Annotated in this window: 16 protein-coding genes and 2 pseudogenes; 7 read left to right on the forward strand and 11 right to left on the reverse strand. The window is 68.3% G+C overall.

Going from position 1 to position 17,467, the window contains the following annotated elements:
* Together E1258_RS33970 and soxR are read right to left on the reverse strand one after the other, a co-directional pair.
* Positions 1 to 237 (reverse strand): hypothetical protein (locus E1258_RS33970; RefSeq protein WP_207919606.1); only part of this gene is annotated, 237 nt, incomplete at its 3' end.
* A gap of 314 nt (positions 238 to 551) precedes the next feature.
* Positions 552 to 1,022 (reverse strand): redox-sensitive transcriptional activator SoxR, encoded by a 471-nt coding sequence (gene soxR / locus E1258_RS17900; protein WP_207919607.1) that lies wholly within the window; start codon positions 1,020 to 1,022, stop codon positions 552 to 554.
* 206 nt (positions 1,023 to 1,228) lie between these two features.
* Between soxR and E1258_RS34920 the strand changes: the two are divergent.
* Positions 1,229 to 2,516, forward strand: a pseudogene (locus E1258_RS34920) (MFS transporter).
* A 7-nt stretch (positions 2,517 to 2,523) separates the two neighbouring features.
* Here E1258_RS34920 and E1258_RS34925 read toward each other — a convergent pair.
* The 3 genes and pseudogenes from E1258_RS34925 to E1258_RS17915 all read right to left on the reverse strand — a co-directional run bounded on the left by E1258_RS34925 (position 2,524) and on the right by E1258_RS17915 (position 3,883).
* On the reverse strand, positions 2,524 to 2,799 hold the full coding sequence (locus E1258_RS34925) for a hypothetical protein (RefSeq protein ID WP_243715525.1): 276 nt from the start codon (positions 2,797 to 2,799) through the stop codon (positions 2,524 to 2,526).
* A gap of 64 nt (positions 2,800 to 2,863) precedes the next feature.
* Positions 2,864 to 2,932 (reverse strand): annotated as a pseudogene (locus E1258_RS35920) (hypothetical protein); the annotation flags it as partial.
* Positions 2,933 to 3,280: 348 nt separating this feature from the next.
* Positions 3,281 to 3,883, reverse strand: a complete 603-nt coding sequence (locus tag E1258_RS17915; protein WP_132402486.1) for a TetR/AcrR family transcriptional regulator — start codon at positions 3,881 to 3,883, stop codon at positions 3,281 to 3,283.
* Positions 3,884 to 3,996: 113 nt separating this feature from the next.
* Between E1258_RS17915 and E1258_RS17920 the strand changes: the two genes are divergently transcribed.
* From E1258_RS17920 to E1258_RS17930, 3 genes are read left to right on the forward strand one after another with little or no spacing between them, the layout of a single operon-like run.
* Complete coding sequence (locus tag E1258_RS17920) at positions 3,997 to 4,683, forward strand: SDR family NAD(P)-dependent oxidoreductase (RefSeq protein ID WP_132402456.1); 687 nt, start codon at positions 3,997 to 3,999, stop codon at positions 4,681 to 4,683.
* Between the two features lie 2 nt (positions 4,684 to 4,685).
* A complete protein-coding gene (locus E1258_RS17925) occupies positions 4,686 to 5,099 on the forward strand; it encodes an ester cyclase (protein ID WP_132402459.1) in 414 nt (137 codons plus the stop codon).
* A complete protein-coding gene (locus E1258_RS17930) occupies positions 5,096 to 5,527 on the forward strand; it encodes an NADPH-dependent F420 reductase (protein ID WP_243715526.1) in 432 nt (143 codons plus the stop codon). The genes E1258_RS17925 and E1258_RS17930 overlap by 4 nt, the downstream gene beginning before the upstream one ends.
* A gap of 158 nt (positions 5,528 to 5,685) precedes the next feature.
* Here the strand turns inward: E1258_RS17930 and E1258_RS17935 are convergent, their stop codons facing one another.
* The 6 genes from E1258_RS17935 to E1258_RS17960 all read right to left on the reverse strand — a co-directional run bounded on the left by E1258_RS17935 (position 5,686) and on the right by E1258_RS17960 (position 12,846).
* Entirely contained in the window at positions 5,686 to 6,156 is a 471-nt protein-coding gene (locus E1258_RS17935; RefSeq protein ID WP_165949818.1) for an IS3 family transposase, read from the reverse strand.
* Between the two features lie 97 nt (positions 6,157 to 6,253).
* Entirely contained in the window at positions 6,254 to 6,553 is a 300-nt protein-coding gene (locus tag E1258_RS17940) for a transposase (protein WP_132402465.1), read from the reverse strand.
* Positions 6,554 to 6,620: 67 nt separating this feature from the next.
* Positions 6,621 to 8,966, reverse strand: coding sequence for a sialidase family protein (locus E1258_RS17945; RefSeq protein ID WP_132402468.1), 2,346 nt, complete (start codon positions 8,964 to 8,966; stop codon positions 6,621 to 6,623).
* 89 nt (positions 8,967 to 9,055) lie between these two features.
* Positions 9,056 to 10,003: a carbohydrate ABC transporter permease gene (locus E1258_RS17950; protein WP_132402471.1), complete on the reverse strand. Its 948-nt coding sequence runs from the start codon at positions 10,001 to 10,003 to the stop codon at positions 9,056 to 9,058.
* Positions 10,000 to 11,004, reverse strand: coding sequence for a sugar ABC transporter permease (locus tag E1258_RS17955; protein ID WP_243715527.1), 1,005 nt, complete (start codon positions 11,002 to 11,004; stop codon positions 10,000 to 10,002). Before E1258_RS17955 ends, E1258_RS17950 begins: the two co-directional genes overlap by 4 nt.
* 81 nt (positions 11,005 to 11,085) lie before the next feature.
* Positions 11,086 to 12,846, reverse strand: a complete 1,761-nt coding sequence (locus tag E1258_RS17960) for a sugar ABC transporter substrate-binding protein (RefSeq protein ID WP_132402474.1) — start codon at positions 12,844 to 12,846, stop codon at positions 11,086 to 11,088.
* A gap of 387 nt (positions 12,847 to 13,233) precedes the next feature.
* On the opposite strand from E1258_RS17960, the gene E1258_RS17965 reads away from it, so the two are divergent.
* The 3 genes from E1258_RS17965 to E1258_RS17975 all read left to right on the forward strand — a co-directional run.
* The gene (locus E1258_RS17965) at positions 13,234 to 14,256 is read left to right on the forward strand and encodes a LacI family DNA-binding transcriptional regulator (RefSeq protein WP_132402477.1); all 1,023 of its coding nucleotides are present in this window, start codon (positions 13,234 to 13,236) and stop codon (positions 14,254 to 14,256) included.
* Positions 14,257 to 14,386: 130 nt separating this feature from the next.
* Entirely contained in the window at positions 14,387 to 15,895 is a 1,509-nt protein-coding gene (locus E1258_RS17970; protein ID WP_132402480.1) for a glycoside hydrolase family 43 protein, read from the forward strand.
* Between the two features lie 4 nt (positions 15,896 to 15,899).
* Positions 15,900 to 17,467 (forward strand): alpha-amylase family protein (locus E1258_RS17975; RefSeq protein ID WP_132402483.1); only part of this gene is annotated, 1,568 nt, incomplete at its 3' end.

Below are 17,467 nucleotides of genomic sequence, written 5' to 3' on the forward strand. Positions count from 1 at the left end.
GGTCGGGCATGGTGAAGTCGGGCGCGGTGATGGTCGGGTGTTCGGCGAGGACGGCGCGGGCCTGCGCGTAGTCCTCGTCCCGCAGAGCCGCCGCCCCGGCCCGTCGACGGCTGGCCCCGGGACAGCAGGGTGCCCGCCTGTGTCCGGCACCTCCTCGCCCAGCCGGCGCAGGGTGTCGAACGGCACGGTGAACAGCTGCCGGGCGTGCCGGTACTGGGCGAGGTAGACGAACGGCACCGGGTCAGGTCGACAGCCGGGGCTGTCTCGACGAAGTACGCCCGCTGCTCGTCGAGGTCGAGGCAGTGAGCCATTCGGCGCAAGCGGGTGGTAGCAGTCGGTAGCTGTCTGGAATGCCGGGAAGGCGCGGAACGCGCCAGATCAAGGCCGGTACGAAGAGAAGACGCGCAGAACCTCGATACGAAGTGGTCCTTCCACACAGATCAACTTCATAGAGGTCCTGCGTCGACATGAGTGTCACATACACCGGCACCACGAACCTGCTCGCCGCCCTCAACCCGCGATCATCGATCCAGAGACAGCCAGGAGGCGGCTCACTGGTCGTTTGCGGCGTATCGCGACAGCAGCCGCCGGGGGCCGGTGCCGATGTCGCCGAGCCGGTCGTCTGGGTTGCGCAACGCGCATCGGTCGACCGACAGGCACCCGCAGCCGATGCAGTCGGTGAGCCGGTCACGAAGACGGGTCAGCTGGTCGATGCGGGCGTCGAGCTGCGCCCGCCAGCCTGCCGCCAGCCGGGCCCAGTCCTCGCGGGTCGGCGTCCGGCTGTCCGGCAGCGTGGCCAGCGCATCGGCGACCATCCGCAGCGGGATCCCGACCCGTTGTGCGACCCGGATCACGGCGAGCCGGCGCAGCGATTCGCGGGCGTACCGGCGCTGGTTGCCCGACGTCCGGCGACTGTGGATCAAACCCTTGGCCTCGTAGAAGTGCACGACGCTGACGGCCACGCCTGCCCGGGCGGCGAGCTGGCCGGCGGTGAGTTCGGTGGCGTCGGGAGGTGGTTTCATCAGACCACCGTACCCTTGACCTCAACATTGGTTGAGGTTGAAGACTTCAGCGGTATGACCATCACGTCCCCGCGGCGGGCCTGGCCGGCGCTGGCGGCGCTGGCGCTGCCTGCGTTGCTGGCCTCCCTGGAGCTGACCGTCACCCACCTTGCCCTGCCGCTATCGGCGCCGACCTTGGCGCGTCCAGCACCCAGCTGCTGTGGATCGTGGACGTCTACGCGTTCCTCCTGGCCGGGTCGTTGATCGCCATGGGGGTATGGGGCGATCGGATCGGTCGCCGGCGCATGTTGCTGGCCGGCTCGGCGGCGTACGGCATCGCCAGCGCGGTCGCCGCGTATGCGCCGACGGCGAACGCGCTGATCGGCGCGCGCCCTGATGGGTCTGGCCGCGTCCACCCTGATGCCGTCCACGCTCGCGTTGGCAGCGGCGATCTTTCCGGACGCCCGCCGTCGCGCGACCGCGATCGGCGTGATCGTGGCCAGCGTGTCGGCAGGCACAGCGATCGGACCACTGGTCGGCGGGTGGCTGCTGGACAACGCCTGGTGGGGGTCGGCGTTCCTGATCGCCGTACCCGTCATGGCCCTCCTGCTGGTCGTCGGGCCTTTCCTGCTGCCCGATCTGCCGAGGTCGACCACCGGCAGGCTTGACGTGGTCAGCGCGTTGCTGTCGCTTGCCGCCGTACTACCCGTCGTGTACGGCCTCAAGCGGATCGCCGCCGGCGGCCCGGACGTCGCCGCTGCGGCCGCGATCGCCGCCGGGGCTGCCGCCGCGGCCGGATTCCTCCGCCGGCAGCGCCGCCCCGACCCATTCGTCGACCTGCGGCTGTTCACGGTGCCAGTGATCCGGACATCGATCGCCACGCTGGCCCTGGGCATCGGCGTGCTGTGGGCATCGAACCTCGCCGTCGCCCAGTACCTGCAGCTGATACGCGGGCTGACGCCACTGGAGGCCGGGCTATGGACCGCTCCATCCGCCGTCGGGGTGATCGGCGGCTCGCTGGCCGCGCCCCGGCTGGCCCGACGGACCCCGGCGGCCTACATCATCGGCGTCGGCCTGCTAATATCCGCCACCGGCTACCTCATCCTCGCCAACGCTGGCTCACTCGCCACCGTGGTTGGCGGCGCGATCGTCATCAGCGCCGGCCTCGGCCCGATGATGGCCCTCTCCACCAACCTCGCCATCGGCGCCGCACCCCCCGACCGGGCCGGCACCGCAGCCGCGATGGCCTCCGCCGCCCCGCAACTCGGCGGCGCGCTTGGCGTCGCAGTGCTCGGCAGCATCATCACCGTGGTCTACCGCTCCCACACACCGGAAACCCACACGCTCACCGTCGGCGCCGACCAAGCATCACGGGACGCCTACCTGACCGGCATCCACATCGCCGCCCTGACCAGCACCGTCCTGGTCACACTCGCAGCCACCGCAGTCATCCACGCCGGACGAACGCGCCGCGAAGCGAAAACGGACCGCCAGACCACAAAGACCGCGCCCTGAGCCCTCCTCAACCTGGATCAACCCGCTGCCGCACCCAACCCACCGGCGCGACCGCAAAGCGAGGTTGAAACGGCTCACTGATCGTGGCCATCACGTTGACCCCGAACCGCTTGCCGGTCTTCGGGACCACCGGCGGCTTGCCGACCGGCGCCCACCCGGTAGCCACACTGGCGTCCGAGCGCAGCCCAGTCTGGTCCAGCCACAAGATGAGCGCCTTCTCCCGCTGTGCCTTCGCCTCGATGGCCGGGTACTCCTCGGCCAGCCACCGGGCCACCGCAGCCAAGTTCTGCTCGTACGCGGCGGATCGGTTTCTGCGGCGACAACCCCCACGACCGCAAATACTTCCCGATCGTGACCAGCGACAGCCCGATCCCCAACCAGTCCCGTACCAACTGACGCACCTGCGACGGGTCCACACCAGACCCGGCGACGCCACCTCATCCGAGAATCCGGAAACTCACCCAGCACCGCCCGCCGCAGGCGGGCCTCCTGCCTCGGATCCAGGACCTTCTGCTCACCCGGACGCCGACCTCGTATACCGGCCTTCAACGCCCTACCGTTACGGCGTACCGCGTTGACCCACTTCGAGACCGCCTGCGGCGTCACACCCCGTACGGTCGCGACCGACGCCTGCGTATGCCCGGCCTGTACGCCGCGACCGCCCGCCACCGCAGATCCTCTTGCGCAGCAGGAGAAAATCGACGTGCATCCCGCACCGTAACACCCATATACCCCAAACGATCACAAACAGTTTGAGTTACTGATCAAATAAGCGTCTGCGGCAGGACAGCTCGCAGGGCTACGTCGATGGAGGCATGGAGCTCCTTGCGGTTAGTGCCGGCCGCGGCGTGCACCGCGTGGCCCTCGCTCAGCGCCATCACGAACCGGGCCAGCGCCCGTGCGTCCACCCCGGCCGGCAGATCTCCCTCGGTCGCTGCCCGGGACAGTCGTTCCTCGATCGCCGCCTCGGTGGCGGCCCGGCCGGCGGCCAGGATCTCCGAGACGCGGGCGTTCTGCGGCGAGCAGGCCAGGCCGCCCTGGATGGAGAGGCAACCCGGCGGGTGGTCGCCGGTGGTGAGGCTGTCGGCGCTGGAGCGCAGGAAGGCCTCGATAGCGGCGTACGCGGTGGGCTGGGCGAGCGCGGCGCGGGCGGCGGTCACCTGGGTCTCGTGGTAGCGGGCGAAGGCGCGCTGGAAGAGTTCCTCTTTGCTCCCGAACGTGGCGTACAGGCTCGGCCGGTTGATGCCCATCGCAGCGGTGAGGGTGCTCAGAGACGCGCCTTCGTACCCGTGCCGCCAGAAGACCGAAGCGGCTCGGTCGAGGACCGCCTCCTCGTCGAAGGCCCGCGGCCGTCCCAGGGTTGACATGCTCACGAACCTACTATACCGCTCGGTACAGATCGTGACCCAGCTCACCAACCGGTCGGTACAAAATCCGTTACAGTGAACGGGAACCGATCAGTACAAAAAAGGGGAGACCGATGACCGTCACCTTGGTAACCGGGGCAAACCGGGGGCTCGGCTTTGAGACAGCGAGACAGCTCGTCGAGCTGGGCCACACGGTCTACATCGGCGCCCGCGACGCGCATCGCGGCAAGACAGCCGCGGAAACGCTGGGCGCCCGATTCGTGCAGCTCGACGTCACCGACGACGCATCGGTGCGCGACGCGCTGGCGTCCGTGGATTCGGCCGAGGGCCGGCTCGACGTTCTGGTGAACAACGCGGGCATCGGCGGGTTCGGTGAAGTCGACGGGTCGACCGCCCTGCGCGTGTTCGACACCAACGCGGTGGGCATCGTCCGGGTCACGGAAGCAGCGCTACCCCTGCTGCGGAAGTCCGCGAACCCCACGGTCGTCAACATATCGAGCAGCATGGGGTCGTTCTGGGCGGTGACGAACCCGGACCGGCCGGAGTTCAACCTGTCGGCTGCGCTCTACTCGGCCTCCAAGTCGGCCGCCACGATGCTCACCGTCCAGTACGCCAAGTCCCACCCGGGCATCAAGTTCAACGCGATCGAGCCCGGCTTCACCGCTACGGACATGACGGCCGGCCTTGGCGGCGGGCGGCCGCCGGCTGAGAGTGCCAAGACCGTCGTGTACCTGGCGACCCTGAACGCGGACGGTCCGACCGGGACCTTCCAGGATGAATTCGGAAAGTTGGAATGGTAGGCATGGCAACCGAAGAGGAACTACGGAACTGGTATCTGCGCTACGTCGCGGCGCTCAACGCCCACGAGTTCGACGGCATGGACGAGTTCATCGCCGACCGGGTGCTGTTGAACGGCGAACCCGGCGCCCGGGACGACGTTGTCACCGTGCAGAAGGAGGACATCGAGGCGGTTCCCGACCTGCACTGGGAGGTTGAGGAACTGCTGTTCGACCGGGACCGGATAGCCGTCCGCGCGATCAACACCGGCACCCCGAGGAAGGAGTGGCTCGGCGTGCCGCCGTCCGGCACTTCGTTCAAGATCGTCGAGTACGCCATCTACCGGGTCGCCAACGGCCGTTTCGTGCACATGACGGCGCTGCACGACTCGTCCGAACTGCTTCGGCAGCTGACCGCCGGGTCGTCGGGCGTCCGGTGACGACGATCGGGATCATCGGCGCGGGCGAGGTTGGCAGCCAGATCGCCCGCGCCGCCCTCGCCAGCGGCTACCGGGTGGTCATCGCCAACTCGCGGGAGCCCGAGACGCTGGCCGGCCTGATCGCCGAACTCGGCCCGGCGGCCCACGCCGCCTCCGCCGCCGACGCCGCGGCGGCCGGCGACTTCGCCGTCGTGGCCGTGCCCCTCAAGGTGGTAAACGACATGCCGGTCGACGAGTTGGCCGGCAAGATCGTGCTGGACACGAACAACTATATGGTCTGGCGTGACGGCCACATCGCGGTCGTTGACTCGGGCGAGAAGACGATCCACGAGCTACGTCAGGAACAGCTGCCCACCTCCAAGGTGGCCAAGGCGTTCACCCACATCCAGGCGCCCCGGCTCCTCACCGCCGCCCGGCCGCCGGGCTGAGCCACCCCCGCTTTCTGGAGCTTCTTGACCATAATCTGATGGCCGTGGGGGAGGAAGTTGTCTGTCAATCCCCTGAAATCGTGGAGGGCCCTTCCAACGGGCGCACGCTTGGGCGAACTCGGTCGAGCAGTGCTCGCTGCCTCTGTCGCTGTGGAAGATCACCCCGTCGACGGTGCCGCCTCGGGTGACGGCGCCATGTTCAGCGCGGCGACGACCAGCCCGGCGTCGTGGTGGACGCCCATCGCGTAGCCGAGGATCCGACGCGAGTACAGATCGATGACAGTGGCCAGGTAGAGCTTGCCCTCGTCGGTGCGGATCTCGGTCATGTCGCCGCACCAGACGCGGTCCGGCGCCGACGCGGTGAACTTGCGTCTGACCAGGTCCGGCGCGGCCGGACGTGTGCCCTGGCGGGTCAGGCTCCGGCGGCGACGCCTGACCCGGGCGGTCAGACCGGCATCGGCCATGACCTGCGCGATCGTGTTGTCCGAGACCCGCCAACCCTGCTCGCGCAACTCGATCCCGATACGAGGGCTGCCGTAGGCGCCGCCCGAGTCGTCGAACACCTTCCGGACCGCCGCCGCCAGCCGGACACGCCGGTCACCGCGGCGGGTCGGCGGCGGTCCCGCCACTTGTAGAACCACGACTCGGACACCCCCAACGCCCGGCAGGCCAACGCGTGCGGCACGGAATGCTCGGTCCTCTGGGAAGCGATGAAAGCGGCCACGCTCACCGGCCCGTCGCTTCCTTGACCCACAGGACCACGGATCGCTTGAGGACATCACGCTCCATCGCCAACTCGGCGTTTTCCCGCCGCAGCCGGGCCAGCTCCGACCGCTCGTCCTCGGCCAACTGCCCGGCAGCGGCCCCACCGCGAGCCTCGCGGTCCCTCTTCACCCAGTTGGCCAGGGTCCCGCTGTTGATCCCCAGGTCACGGGCGACCTGCGCGATCGACTTGCCCGTCTCCCGCACTATGCGCACCGCGCCCGCCCGGAACTCCGGATCGAACTGCCGTCTCGTCTCAGTCATGAACCTCTGTCCCTCAAGCTCTGGCCTCCACGCTACGAGGGGAAGGGCAGGGGGCGGCTCCCTTTCGTCAGTGGGTGATGTCGCCGTAGATCACGCCGCGTGCTGACAGATAGACGCGGCCGTAGACGAGCGGGTCGCCGGTGATGGCGCTGCCGGCGAAGGCCCACTGGTGGGCGTCGTCGTTGATGCGGTACCAGGTGCTGCCGCCGTCGATCGAGCGGAAGATGCCGTCCTGGCCGCGGACCGTGGCCGAGGTGTAGATCGCCGGATAACCGGATCGCCTGGCGGCCTTGCCGAAACCGACCCCGATCGCCAGGTCGATCCCACTGATACGCGTCCAGTTCACGCCGCCGTCCTTGGAGCGCCACAGGCCGGTCGCGACCTCGGCCTTGTCGCTGCGGCCGGCGAGCCAGACGTGGCCCGCGCGGCCGGGGGCGACCCGGAAGTCGTCGACGCCTTCTGCGGGCAGGCCGGTCGCTCCGGTGTCGGTGAACGTCCGGCCCTTGTCGGTGCTGCGGTAGAACCTGCCGCCGGAGTAGGCGTACAGAACGGCCGGGTTGACGCGGTCGGACCGGATCCGCGCTCCCGCGGGGAGCCCCTGGACCGGGTTCCAGGTCTGGGCGAGGTCGGTGCTGTAGACCGGGGTCTTGTCGGTGTTGGTGGGGGACCACAGGAGCGCGGAGGCGTCGGCGGTGATGGCGACGGTGCCGGAGCCGCCGCCCGGGACGCCTTCGAGCCGCGCGGCGGCCCGCCAGGTCTCCCCGCGGTCGGTGGAGACGATGACGTGGCTGTCCACGTCCGCGTTGACTTCGCCGCTGCCGACGATGATGTTCGGGTTGGACTGGGCGAAGTCGAGGCTGTTGCCGCCCCAGCCCGGGCGGAGCATCGTCTCGGGCCGGTTGAGGTCGGTGTGGACGAAGCCGCTGACGTCGCCCATGGCGGAGACGAGGGTGCCGCCGAGGGCGGCGATGTCGCGGACCCAGGTCTCTTCGACGCCTTTGGCCCGTACCCCGACCGTGAACCGCTCGATCGGCAGGGCGATCCGCTGCCCGGCCTCGTTCTGGCCGATCAGCTTGCCCTGGGTGTCCCACCGCGTCAGTTCCTCGGTGCCCCAGATCATGGCGCCGGTGCCCCACATGATGCGGTCGGAGTTGTGCGGGTCGATCGCCAGGCCTTCGATCATCCACCCGTGCTTGACCGCGTACGCCGGCCCCTGGTCGGTGCCGTTCCACGACACCCACGGGGCGTCGGTGCTGTCCATGACGAAGCGGTCGGTGCGGTCCTGGCCTTCGGCGTAGTCCCAGCTGAGCGACCAGGTCTGCCCGGAGTCTGTGGAGCGGTAGAGGATCTCGTCGGGCCACCAGTTGTTGCACGTGGACGCCATGAGGGTGCGGGGGTTCTGGCGGTCGACGGTGATTCCGCCGAAGCCGGGGATCGCGCGACTCGGGTTGTAGGCGGGGGTGACGTCGGTCCATTCGCCGGTCTGGGTCGCCAGGCGCTGGATCCGGCCGCCCCGCCCGGAGGCGGGCCCGCCGTTGTAGGGGCCGGGGTCCCAGCTGGTGATGACGTACAGGTACCCGTTGGTGTCGTCCACAGCGGACTGCTTGGGAATGGTGCGGTTCCCATCGGCGGTGCCGAGCGCTGCGGCCGCGCCGGCGACCGGCTGCCAGGTCGCGCCGCGGTCTCCGGACACGTACAACGGGTCGTCCGGGTCGGCCACGCCAACGTAGATCTTGTCGCCGATCTCGTCGAAGTCGATCCAAATGACGCCCTGATTGTCGGCGAGGTAGTCGTTGTTGGGATCGACGACGAAGTTGCCAGGGTTGGGAAACGCCTCGACCCTCGCCCAGGTGCGGCCGTGGTCGCGCGAGCGCCACAGGCCGTTCCCGCTGGGTGTGCCCAGGTAGACGGTCGCGTTGTCGAACGGATCGACGGCGAGGCGTTCGCCCATGCCGCGGCCGGGCATGTTGCCCCCCTGCTTGAACGGGAGTTCGGCGATGCCCCAGGTCTCGCCGTAGTCGTCGGAGTAGAGAACCGCGCCGTTGTTCGGATCCCAGCCGTTGGTGTAGGCGCCGACCGCGGCGTAGACGCGGTTGGGTTCGACCGGGTCGGTGGCCATCGAGACGACGTAGTAGTAGCCCCACTTGTCGCGGCTGACCCAGTCGAGCAGCTGCTTCCAGGTCCGGGTGTCCTCCTGCCACCGGTAGGCGCCGCCGACGTCGGTGCGGGCATATATCAGGTTCGGCTCGGTCTCGTTGAAGATGATGCCCGGCACGAAGCCGCCGCCGTTGACGACCGCGTTCTTCCAGGCGTAGGCGTCCCTGCCCGCCCTAGTCTTCGCGAAGGCCGGGGCGGGCAGGGCGCCGGCGACCGCGGCCGCGCCGACGGATGCGATGAAGGTGCGTCGTTGCATGATGTGCTCCTTTGCGATGGTTACGAGAGGTCGGCCTTGGACTCGCGCGGCGACCAGGACCAAACACGTGAAGTCTGCGGAGCATGCGCTCAACCCTTGATGGCCCCCAGCAGCATGCCCTTGGCGAAATGGCGTTGGATGAACGGATAGACCACCAGGATCGGGACGAGGGTGAGCACCACCACCGCCATCTGGATCGCCAACGGAGCGATCTCCTGGTGGCCGTAGTACTGCCCGGTGGCGGTCATGCCGGTGTTGGGCATGGGATTGCCCCGGTAGGTGTAGGTGTAGAGAACCATCTGCAGTGGCCACTTGTCGTTGCCGGGCAGGAACAGCAGCGCATTGAACCAGGTGTTCCAGTAGCCGACGCCGTAGAAGAGCGCGATGACCGCGACGACGGGCTTCGACGTCGGCAGCACCACCGACCACAGGGTGCGCCAGTGCCCGGCGCCGTCGACCTTCGCGGCGTCCATGAGTTCCTGAGCGGTGTTAGCGAAGAAGCCGCGCATCACGATGATGTTGAATACCGAGATCGACGCGGGCACGATGAGCGACCAGTACTGGTTGTACCCGCCGAGCTCGGTCACCACGAGGAAGAACGGGATCAGCCCACCGTTGAAGAACATCGTGACGATGAGCAGGCCGAGGATCGTGCGGTGCGCGAACGATCGCGGGTAGACCAGCCCGTATGCGCACAGGATGGTGGCGACGAGCGACAGTACGGTGCCCACGACGGTGGTCCAGATGCTCACCCACAGCGAGTGCATGACCAGCTCGTTGTCGAGGATCCGCCGGTACGCCGCGAAGGTGATGCCGTCGGGGACCACCACCAGCCCCCCGGCCTTGTTGATGGACGACTGCGGGGAGAGGCTCGTCACCACGATCGTCCAGAGCGGAATGAGGACGACCGCGAGCACCAGCGTGATCGCCGCTCCCTTGCCGGCCTGGCCGAGCGCGGTGGGTGGCTCCTCCCACGCGGCCCGGTCGGTACGACGCTTGCGGCGGCTTGCCGCCTGTTCCAGAACTGTCGAGCTCATCGCCGGTACAACCCATCCTCACCGAACATGTGCGCCACCTTGTTCGCGGCAAGGATCAGTACAAGGGATACCACTCCCTTGAAGAGTCCCACCGCTGTGCCGAAGCCGAAGTCGTTGCTGATCACGCCGCGGTGGTAGGCGAACGTGTCGAGCACCTCAGACGCGTCGGCACCTACCGCCTGGCGTTGAATCAGCATCTGCTCAAAGCCAACGGTGAGCGCGTTGCCCAGGCGCAGCACGAGCAGCAGCACGATGATGCCGCGCAGCCCGGGCAACGTGATGTGCCACAACCGCCGCCACCGCCCGGCGCCGTCGGCCGCGGCCGCCTCGTAGAGCGACCGGTCGATCGCCGCGAGCGCCGCGAGGAAGATGATGATTCCCCAGCCCGCCTCCTTCCACACCGCCTGCGCGGTGACGAGGTACTTGAACGCCCCCGGGTCCGTCATGACGTCCCAGGTCTGCAGCCCCACGTCACGCAGGATCTGGTTCAGCACGCCCGCGCCACCGAGCATCTGCTGGAAAATGGTGATGACCAGCACCCACGAGAAGAAGTGCGGCAGGTAGACCACCGACTGCACGAACGAGCGGATCCGGCTGCTCATGATGGAGTCGAGCAGCAGCGCGAGCGCGATCGGGATGGGGAAGAAGAGGACGAGCTGGATCGCGCTGAGGACGAGCGTGTTCCTGAGCGCCAGCCAGAACACGGGGTCGTTGAACAGCTGCTCGAAGTTCGTGAGCCCGATCCATGGGCTCGCCAAAAACCCGTCGTAGATGTCGTAGTACTTGAACGCGGTGATCACGCCGAACATCGGCAGGTACGCGAAGACGATGGTCAGCGCAACGGCGGGCAGCGCCATGATGAGCAGAGACCGGTCGCGCTTGAGACGCATCCACCACGTCAGACGGTTCGTGCGGGCGGACTTGGCGGCGTTCGCCGACGTGGCGCCGCCACCTGTCACTTCGGATGGGGCGCCCGCGCCGGCCCCGGCAACGGTGGCCAATGACCCTCCCTCGCACTCGTGTGGACTTCAGCAGGTATGGGGCCCTACCGCCCACCCAACGGCAAACTCCATACTCGACTGTCAGCTGTTCAGACCGGTGCCGTACCGGTCCATGACGCTTTTCCGGAAGTCGCGCATTGCGTTGCCGCCCGCCTTCCGCCACGTCTCGACCGCGTTCTTGTAGTCCTGGAGGGTCTTCCGGCCGAAGCGCACATCCGTGATCGTGTCGACGACCGGCTGGTCGATGGTGGCGTACTGCGCCGGGTCGGTGACGTTCATTCCGAAAAAGACCCGCTTCACCGCGTACTGGACCGCCTGGGCTTGCCACGCACCGAAGTCCTTGGCGACCTGGACGAAGCCCGCCTTCGGCACGACGACGGAGGGCGGGCTGGCCAGCCACTGGTACGAGGTGGCGACGTACTTGCTGCCCTTCTCGGTCAGCGCCGGGTTGCCGTCCTTCATCTCGTACAGGTCGCCCTCCGTGCCGAAGTTCACGGCCAGCCACTCCTTCGACCCGTACGGTGCGGCGAGGTAGTTGGCGACCGCGAGGCACTCCTTGATCTGGTCATCGCTGAGCCTCTTGTTCAGATAGCTGAACCAGCCCGCGCCGCTGCCGATCTCCACCTCCGGCTGGCCATCTATCGACAGGGCCTTGAACGCCTGACGGTTGTAACGGGGGTTCGCGGAGGTGCCCGACACGGCGTCGTCGCTGTTCCACGCGCCGACCCCGCCGGCATGGCACACGACCTTGCCGCTGCGGAACCGCTGGTCCGTCTCGGTGTTGCCCGCGACCGCGTCCGGGTGGACGTAGCCCGCCTTCACCAGCTTCTGGTGCCAGTCGAGCGCCGCGAGCATGCCCTCGGTCTCGTACTTGTGGATGAGCTTGCCCGCCGAGTCGAGGTCCCAGGACAGCGGAAACTTGAAGATCTGGGCCGCGTAGGCTCCGCCGCCGCCGAACATGTCATCGAAGGCCCAGCGGCCGCCCTTCGCGTCGGTCAGTTGCTTGCCGAGGGCGGTGAGGTCGTCCGGGCCCTTGATGCCGTCGGCGGCGATGCCGAGCTGGTCGAAGATGTCCTTGCGGTAGAAATAGGTGCCGGCGCTGTTGAAGCCGGTCGACGAGACCGGGAAGCCGTAGAGCTTGCCGTTCCACACCCCCGCGGCCCACGCACTGGAGGGGATGTTCGCGAGGTTCGGGTAGGCCTCGATGGCGTTGCCGGCAAGGTAGGGCGAGAGGTCGACGAACTTCTCCCCGACCGCCTTGGCGAAGTTCAGCTTCGTTGTCATCCAGGGCGCCATCTGGATCCAGTCGGGCAGCTTGTCCGCGGCGAAGAGCGGGGGCAGCTTGTCGCCGTAGGTGTTGCCGTCGGCGGGTTGCATCGTGAACGTGGCGCCGAGCGCGCGGTTGACCGCCTCGTAGTACGGGTTTCCGCTCGAGGGCGGGATCGAGCCCCACAGCGGGGTCATCGTGGTGTAGCTGCCGCCCTTGCCCGGCACTCCGCTGACTGTGGTGACGGGGCTGTCCGGGTACTTGAGGAAGATCGGGTCGGAGCTTGCACCGTTTTTGCCAGTGATGCTTTGGATATCCGCTTTGACCGATGTGTTCGGGATGTAGCGGGGTAGGACCCTCGACAGTTCCCCTGCGTTGGTCCCGCCGTCGCCGCTGGTCCCTTTCGAGGTGCAGCCGGCGAGCCCCCCGCTCCCGGTGACCGCGGCCGCACCCAGGCCCACAAGGGCCAGAAAGCGCCGCCGATCGAATGACTGGTTCACACAAGCTCCCTCCGGGAAATCGTTGGTCTGGTCTGTGGGCCCGTACGGGCGGGTCGCGCCCCCCGTGCCCGCCATCCATGCGGTCGTTGGGCGGTGCCGGTCGCTGCCTGGGGACGGTGCCCCGCACTCACCCGTGCGCGCGCCGCCGCTTGCGGGTTGTTGCTCGGCAGATGGGGAGTGGGGTTGTTAGCGCTCACATTCGGGCCGGGTTGAAGCGCTTCGAAACTCGCTACGCGTACCCTCGACTGACCATCGACGTAACATGTTCGACAACTTTCCTCAAGGTGTCGGGAAACATAGCAGAGTCGATGTGACATAGGCAACAGGTGAGACGTGAGGGTGGCAGAATGATCCGGTACCGGCACACGACGCGATGCGTCCGGTTGCCACGATCCTTTGGGGTAACCGGAATGGAGCCATGATGGCCAGACGGGGCGGGTCGGCAGCTCGGAGGGACCGGCGGTGAAGCAGGAGCGCCGCGCGGACGACGGGATCAGGCCCGTCACCATCGCGTACATCGCCGAGCTCGCCGGCGTGTCGATCCCCACCGTGTCGAAGGTGATCAATGGCCGGGCGCGGGTGTCAGCCGAGACGCGCGCCCGGATCGAGGAGTTGGTCAACACCTACGGCTACCGCAAGCCGTCCGCGGGCAACCGCAGCAATCTCCTGCAACTCGTCTTCCGCGAGATGGACGTCATCGGGGCAGTGGAGATCATCCGGGGCGTGGAACGGGTGGCCCGCGAGCATCGGTTCGGCGTGATGGTCTCGGAGTTCGGGCGGGCCGACTCGACCGGCTCCCCGGCCTGGGACGACACGGTCGCCCGGCGGCCGCACTGCGTCCTGGCCGTCTCTCAGCTGCCCGAGGCCGAGCGCGACGAGCTGCGTGCGAAAGGTATCCCGTTCGTCGTCGTCGACCCGATCCACGACCTTCCGGTCGACACCCCGTTCGTGGGCGCTGCCAACTGGTCCGGCGGTCGCGCGGTCGGCCGGCATCTGGCCGAGCTGGGACACCGCCGCGTCGCGATGATCACCGGGCCGGATTCCTTGTTCTGCCGCGCCCGCCAGGACGGATTTCGCGCGGCCATGGACACCGCTGGCCGGCCCGTCGATCCCGAGTTGGTGGTCCGGGCCGAGCTCACCCGTGAGCACGGGCATGCCGCGGCGGCCGCCCTGCTCTCCCGGTCAGACCGACCGACGGCGATGTTCGCGTCCAACGACATGCAGGCGCTCGGTGTCTACCAGGCTGTGCGCGAGGCGGGGCTGCGCGTCCCCGACGACCTGAGCGTGGTCGGCTTCGATGACCTGCAGGTGGTGGCCTGGGCGGATCCGCCGCTGACCACCGTCCGTCAGCCGGTGGCCGAGATGGCGGTGACCGCGGCCGAGATGGCGCTGGCCCTCGGTCGCGGCGAGACGCCGCAACAGGTAGGTCTCGAGATCGCGACGACGCTGGTCGTCCGGAAGAGCACCGCGCCGCCGTCGAGCTGACCGGCCTGACTCCGCTCGACGACCGTTGACGGGCGTCGGCCGCCTGACTTAGCCTGGGCAACTATCGCGCACACATAGAAAAAGTTTCTCGCGTGGTCGTCCGCGTACGCAGTCACACCTGGGAGGACCGATGAGGGTGTCGCATGCGCACGTGTCGGGCGACACGATCACCAACCCTGTCGTCCCCGGTTTCCACCCTGATCCGAGCATCTGCCGTGTGGGGGCGGACTACTACCTCGCATGTTCGAGCTTCGAGTACTTCCCGGGCGTACCGATCCTGCACAGCCGGGACCTGGTGCACTGGGCGCAGATCGGAAACGCCTTGGACCGGCCCAGCCAGCTACGCCTGCCAGCCGACATGCCCTCGTCCGCCGGAATCTACGCGCCCACGCTTCGACACCATGACGGCCAGTTCTGGCTGATCACGACGAACGTGGCGGACCACGGCAACCTGCTCTTCACGACCACGGATCCGGCCGGACCCTGGTCCGACCCGGTACGGCTACCCGGGGTGGCCGGCATCGACCCGGATCTCGTCTGGGACGACGAGGGCAACTGCTGGTGCACCGTCGCCGGCGTCGCGCAGGTCCGCATCGACCCGTACACCGGGAAGTCATTGGGTGCACCACGCCGCATCTGGTCGGGCACACCGGGCGCCAGCGCTCCAGAGGCGCCGCACCTGTACCAGATCGGCGACTACTGGTACCTGCTCATCGCCGAAGGCGGCACCGAGCGCGGCCACGCGGTCTCGATCGCTCGTGGGCCGGCAGCCACGGGCCCCTTCGAGCCGTGCCCGACCAATCCGATCCTTACCCATCGCGGCATCGCTCATCCGATCCAGAACACCGGCCACGCGGACCTGGTACAGGCACCCGACGATTCCTGGTGGATGGTGCTGCTGGGCGTGCGACCACGGGGCGGCACCCCCGGCTGGCACGTACTGGGCCGTGAGACGTACCTGGTGCCGGTGGCGTGGGTCGATGGTTGGCCGGTCGTCGGCGAGCTCCGGCCCGTCATGCCGGCCCCCGCGTGGCCGCTCCAGCCGGCCGCCGTCGCGCCCGCCCGCGATGACTTCGACGAGTCCACCCTACGTCCACACTGGATCTCGGTGCGGGATCGCCCGGTCGCCGCGTGCACCACCAGGGAGCGAGTTGGGTGGCTGACTCTGCGTGCCCGGGGACGATCGCTCGACGACCCTGACGTGACGTTCCTCGGGCGCCGCCAGCAGCACCTGTCCTGCCGGGCACGGGCCCTGGTCGACGCCGGCCAAGGGCGCGGCGGGTTGGCTGTCCGCCTCGACGAGCAGCACCACTACGAGATCGAGGTGGCAGCCGGACGGGTGGAGGTCTTCGCCCGGATCGGTCCGGTGCGTGCGGCGCTCGCGGCCCGGTCGGTACCTTTCGGTCTGGTGACCGTCGTTGTCCAGGCGGCGACCCAGGAGCCCAGAGAAGCCCGCAGCGGGCCGGACAGCATATCGCTGGGCATCGAGGAGCCCGACGGCGGCTTCACCCCGCTCGCGACCCTTGACGGCCGGTACCTGTCGACCGAGGTCGGCGGTGGCTTCACCGGACGGGTGATCGGCATGTACGCCGCGACCGGCACCGTCCACTTCGACTGGTTCGAGTACGAGGGGGATTGAGGAGATGGCCCTTCCCGCACGAGTCCTGTTCGGCGCCGCTTACTACCACGAGTACCAGCCCTACGAGCGGCTCAAGACCGACCTCGACCTCATGGCGGACGCCAACTTCACCGTCATCCGGGTCGGCGAATCGGTGTGGTCGACCTGGGAGCCGGACAACGGCCGCTTCGACCTCGAGTGGCTCGCCCCCGTGCTCAACGGCGCACACGAACGGGGAATCTCGGTCATCCTCGGCACCCCGACCTACGCCGTACCACCATGGCTGGCCCGACTCTATCCGGAAATCGCCGGTGAACGGGCCACCGGGCAGCGCATCCCGTGGGGTGGCCGCCAAGAAGTCGACTTCACCCACCCTGCATTCCGCTTCCACGCCGAGCGGGTGATCCGCCGCATCGTCGGCCGCTACGCCCAGCACCCGGCCGTCATCGGCTACCAGGTGGACAACGAACCGGGCAACGAGCTGCTGCACAACCACGGCGTCTTCCAGCGCTTCGTCGACCATCTACGCGCCACCTACGGCGACGTCGAGACCCTCAACCGGGAATGGGGCCTGGTCTACTGGTCACACCGGCTGTCCACCTGGGCCGACCTGTGGGCCCCGGACGGCAACGCCCAGCCGCAGTACGACATCGCCTGGCGGGAATTCCAGGCGCAGCAGACGACCGAGTTCATCGGCTGGCAGGCCGACATCGTCCGCGAGTACGCCCGCCCGGACCAGTTCGTCACCACCTGCATCTCCTACGGCCGCCCGGCAGTGGACGACGACCGGTTGACCGACCGGCTCGACGTCACGGCCGGCAACCCGTACTACGCCATGCAGGACGGCCTCGCACTACCCGACCGCGACGTCACGAGTCACTGGTTCAGCACCGGGGTGTGGGCGGTGTTCGCGAGCGCGGACCGGATGTTCTCCTCCCGGCAGGAACCGTTTCTCGTCACGGAGACCAACGCCACGGGCATCGGCGCCCCGTGGGAAAACAAGCCGGCCTACGACGGCCAGTGGCGCCAAGCCGCGTGGGCGCTCATCGCCCGCGGTGCCCGGGCGATCGAGTACTGGCACTGGCACACGCTCCACTTCGGCGCCGAAACCTACTGGGGCGGCGTGCTGCCGCACAGTGGACAGCCTGGCCGCACGTACGCCGAAATCTGCCGACTGGGAGCCGAGCTCGCCGCCGCCGGCTCGGTGGTCGCGGGACTCGAGCCGGACGCCGACATCACGATGGTGTACTCCACAACCAGTAACTGGCTCATGCAGAAGTATCCACCACTGTCCAAAGCCGACGGAGGCCCCGACGGGGGTGCCTATCACGGCATTTTCGACCCCTTTTATCGCGGCGCCTTCGACGCCGGGCGCCAGGTTCGCATCGTCCATTCCCGACAGTTGCACGGCTCACATCCGCTCGCGACCACGTCCGAAGAGGCGGTGCGACGCCACCCGGTCCTCGTCGTCCCTGCGCTGTATCTCGTCGACGACGCGACCATCGACTGGCTGGCCGCCTACGCTCACGCCGGCGGCCACCTCGTACTTGGGCCACGCACCGCCTACGCCGACCAGGAGGGGCGGGCCCGACC

It is taken from the genome of Micromonospora sp. KC207 (assembly GCF_004348615.1).
GTDB lineage: Bacteria > Actinomycetota > Actinomycetes > Mycobacteriales > Micromonosporaceae > Micromonospora.

What these genes read in the sequence shown, in the direction of transcription:
- soxR (WP_207919607.1), bottom strand. Translation starts at nt 1,022, where the DNA reads ATGAAACCACCTCCCGACGCCACCGAACTCACCGCCGGCCAGCTCGCC.
- E1258_RS17915 (WP_132402486.1), bottom strand. Translation starts at nt 3,883, where the DNA reads ATGTCAACCCTGGGACGGCCGCGGGCCTTCGACGAGGAGGCGGTCCTC.
- E1258_RS17920 (WP_132402456.1), top strand. Translation starts at nt 3,997, where the DNA reads ATGACCGTCACCTTGGTAACCGGGGCAAACCGGGGGCTCGGCTTTGAG.
- E1258_RS17925 (WP_132402459.1), top strand. Translation starts at nt 4,686, where the DNA reads ATGGCAACCGAAGAGGAACTACGGAACTGGTATCTGCGCTACGTCGCG.
- E1258_RS17940 (WP_132402465.1), bottom strand. Translation starts at nt 6,553, where the DNA reads ATGACTGAGACGAGACGGCAGTTCGATCCGGAGTTCCGGGCGGGCGCG.
- E1258_RS17945 (WP_132402468.1), bottom strand. Translation starts at nt 8,966, where the DNA reads ATGCAACGACGCACCTTCATCGCATCCGTCGGCGCGGCCGCGGTCGCC.
- E1258_RS17950 (WP_132402471.1), bottom strand. Translation starts at nt 10,003, where the DNA reads ATGAGCTCGACAGTTCTGGAACAGGCGGCAAGCCGCCGCAAGCGTCGT.
- E1258_RS17960 (WP_132402474.1), bottom strand. Translation starts at nt 12,846, where the DNA reads ATGGCGGGCACGGGGGGCGCGACCCGCCCGTACGGGCCCACAGACCAG.
- E1258_RS17970 (WP_132402480.1), top strand. Translation starts at nt 14,387, where the DNA reads ATGAGGGTGTCGCATGCGCACGTGTCGGGCGACACGATCACCAACCCT.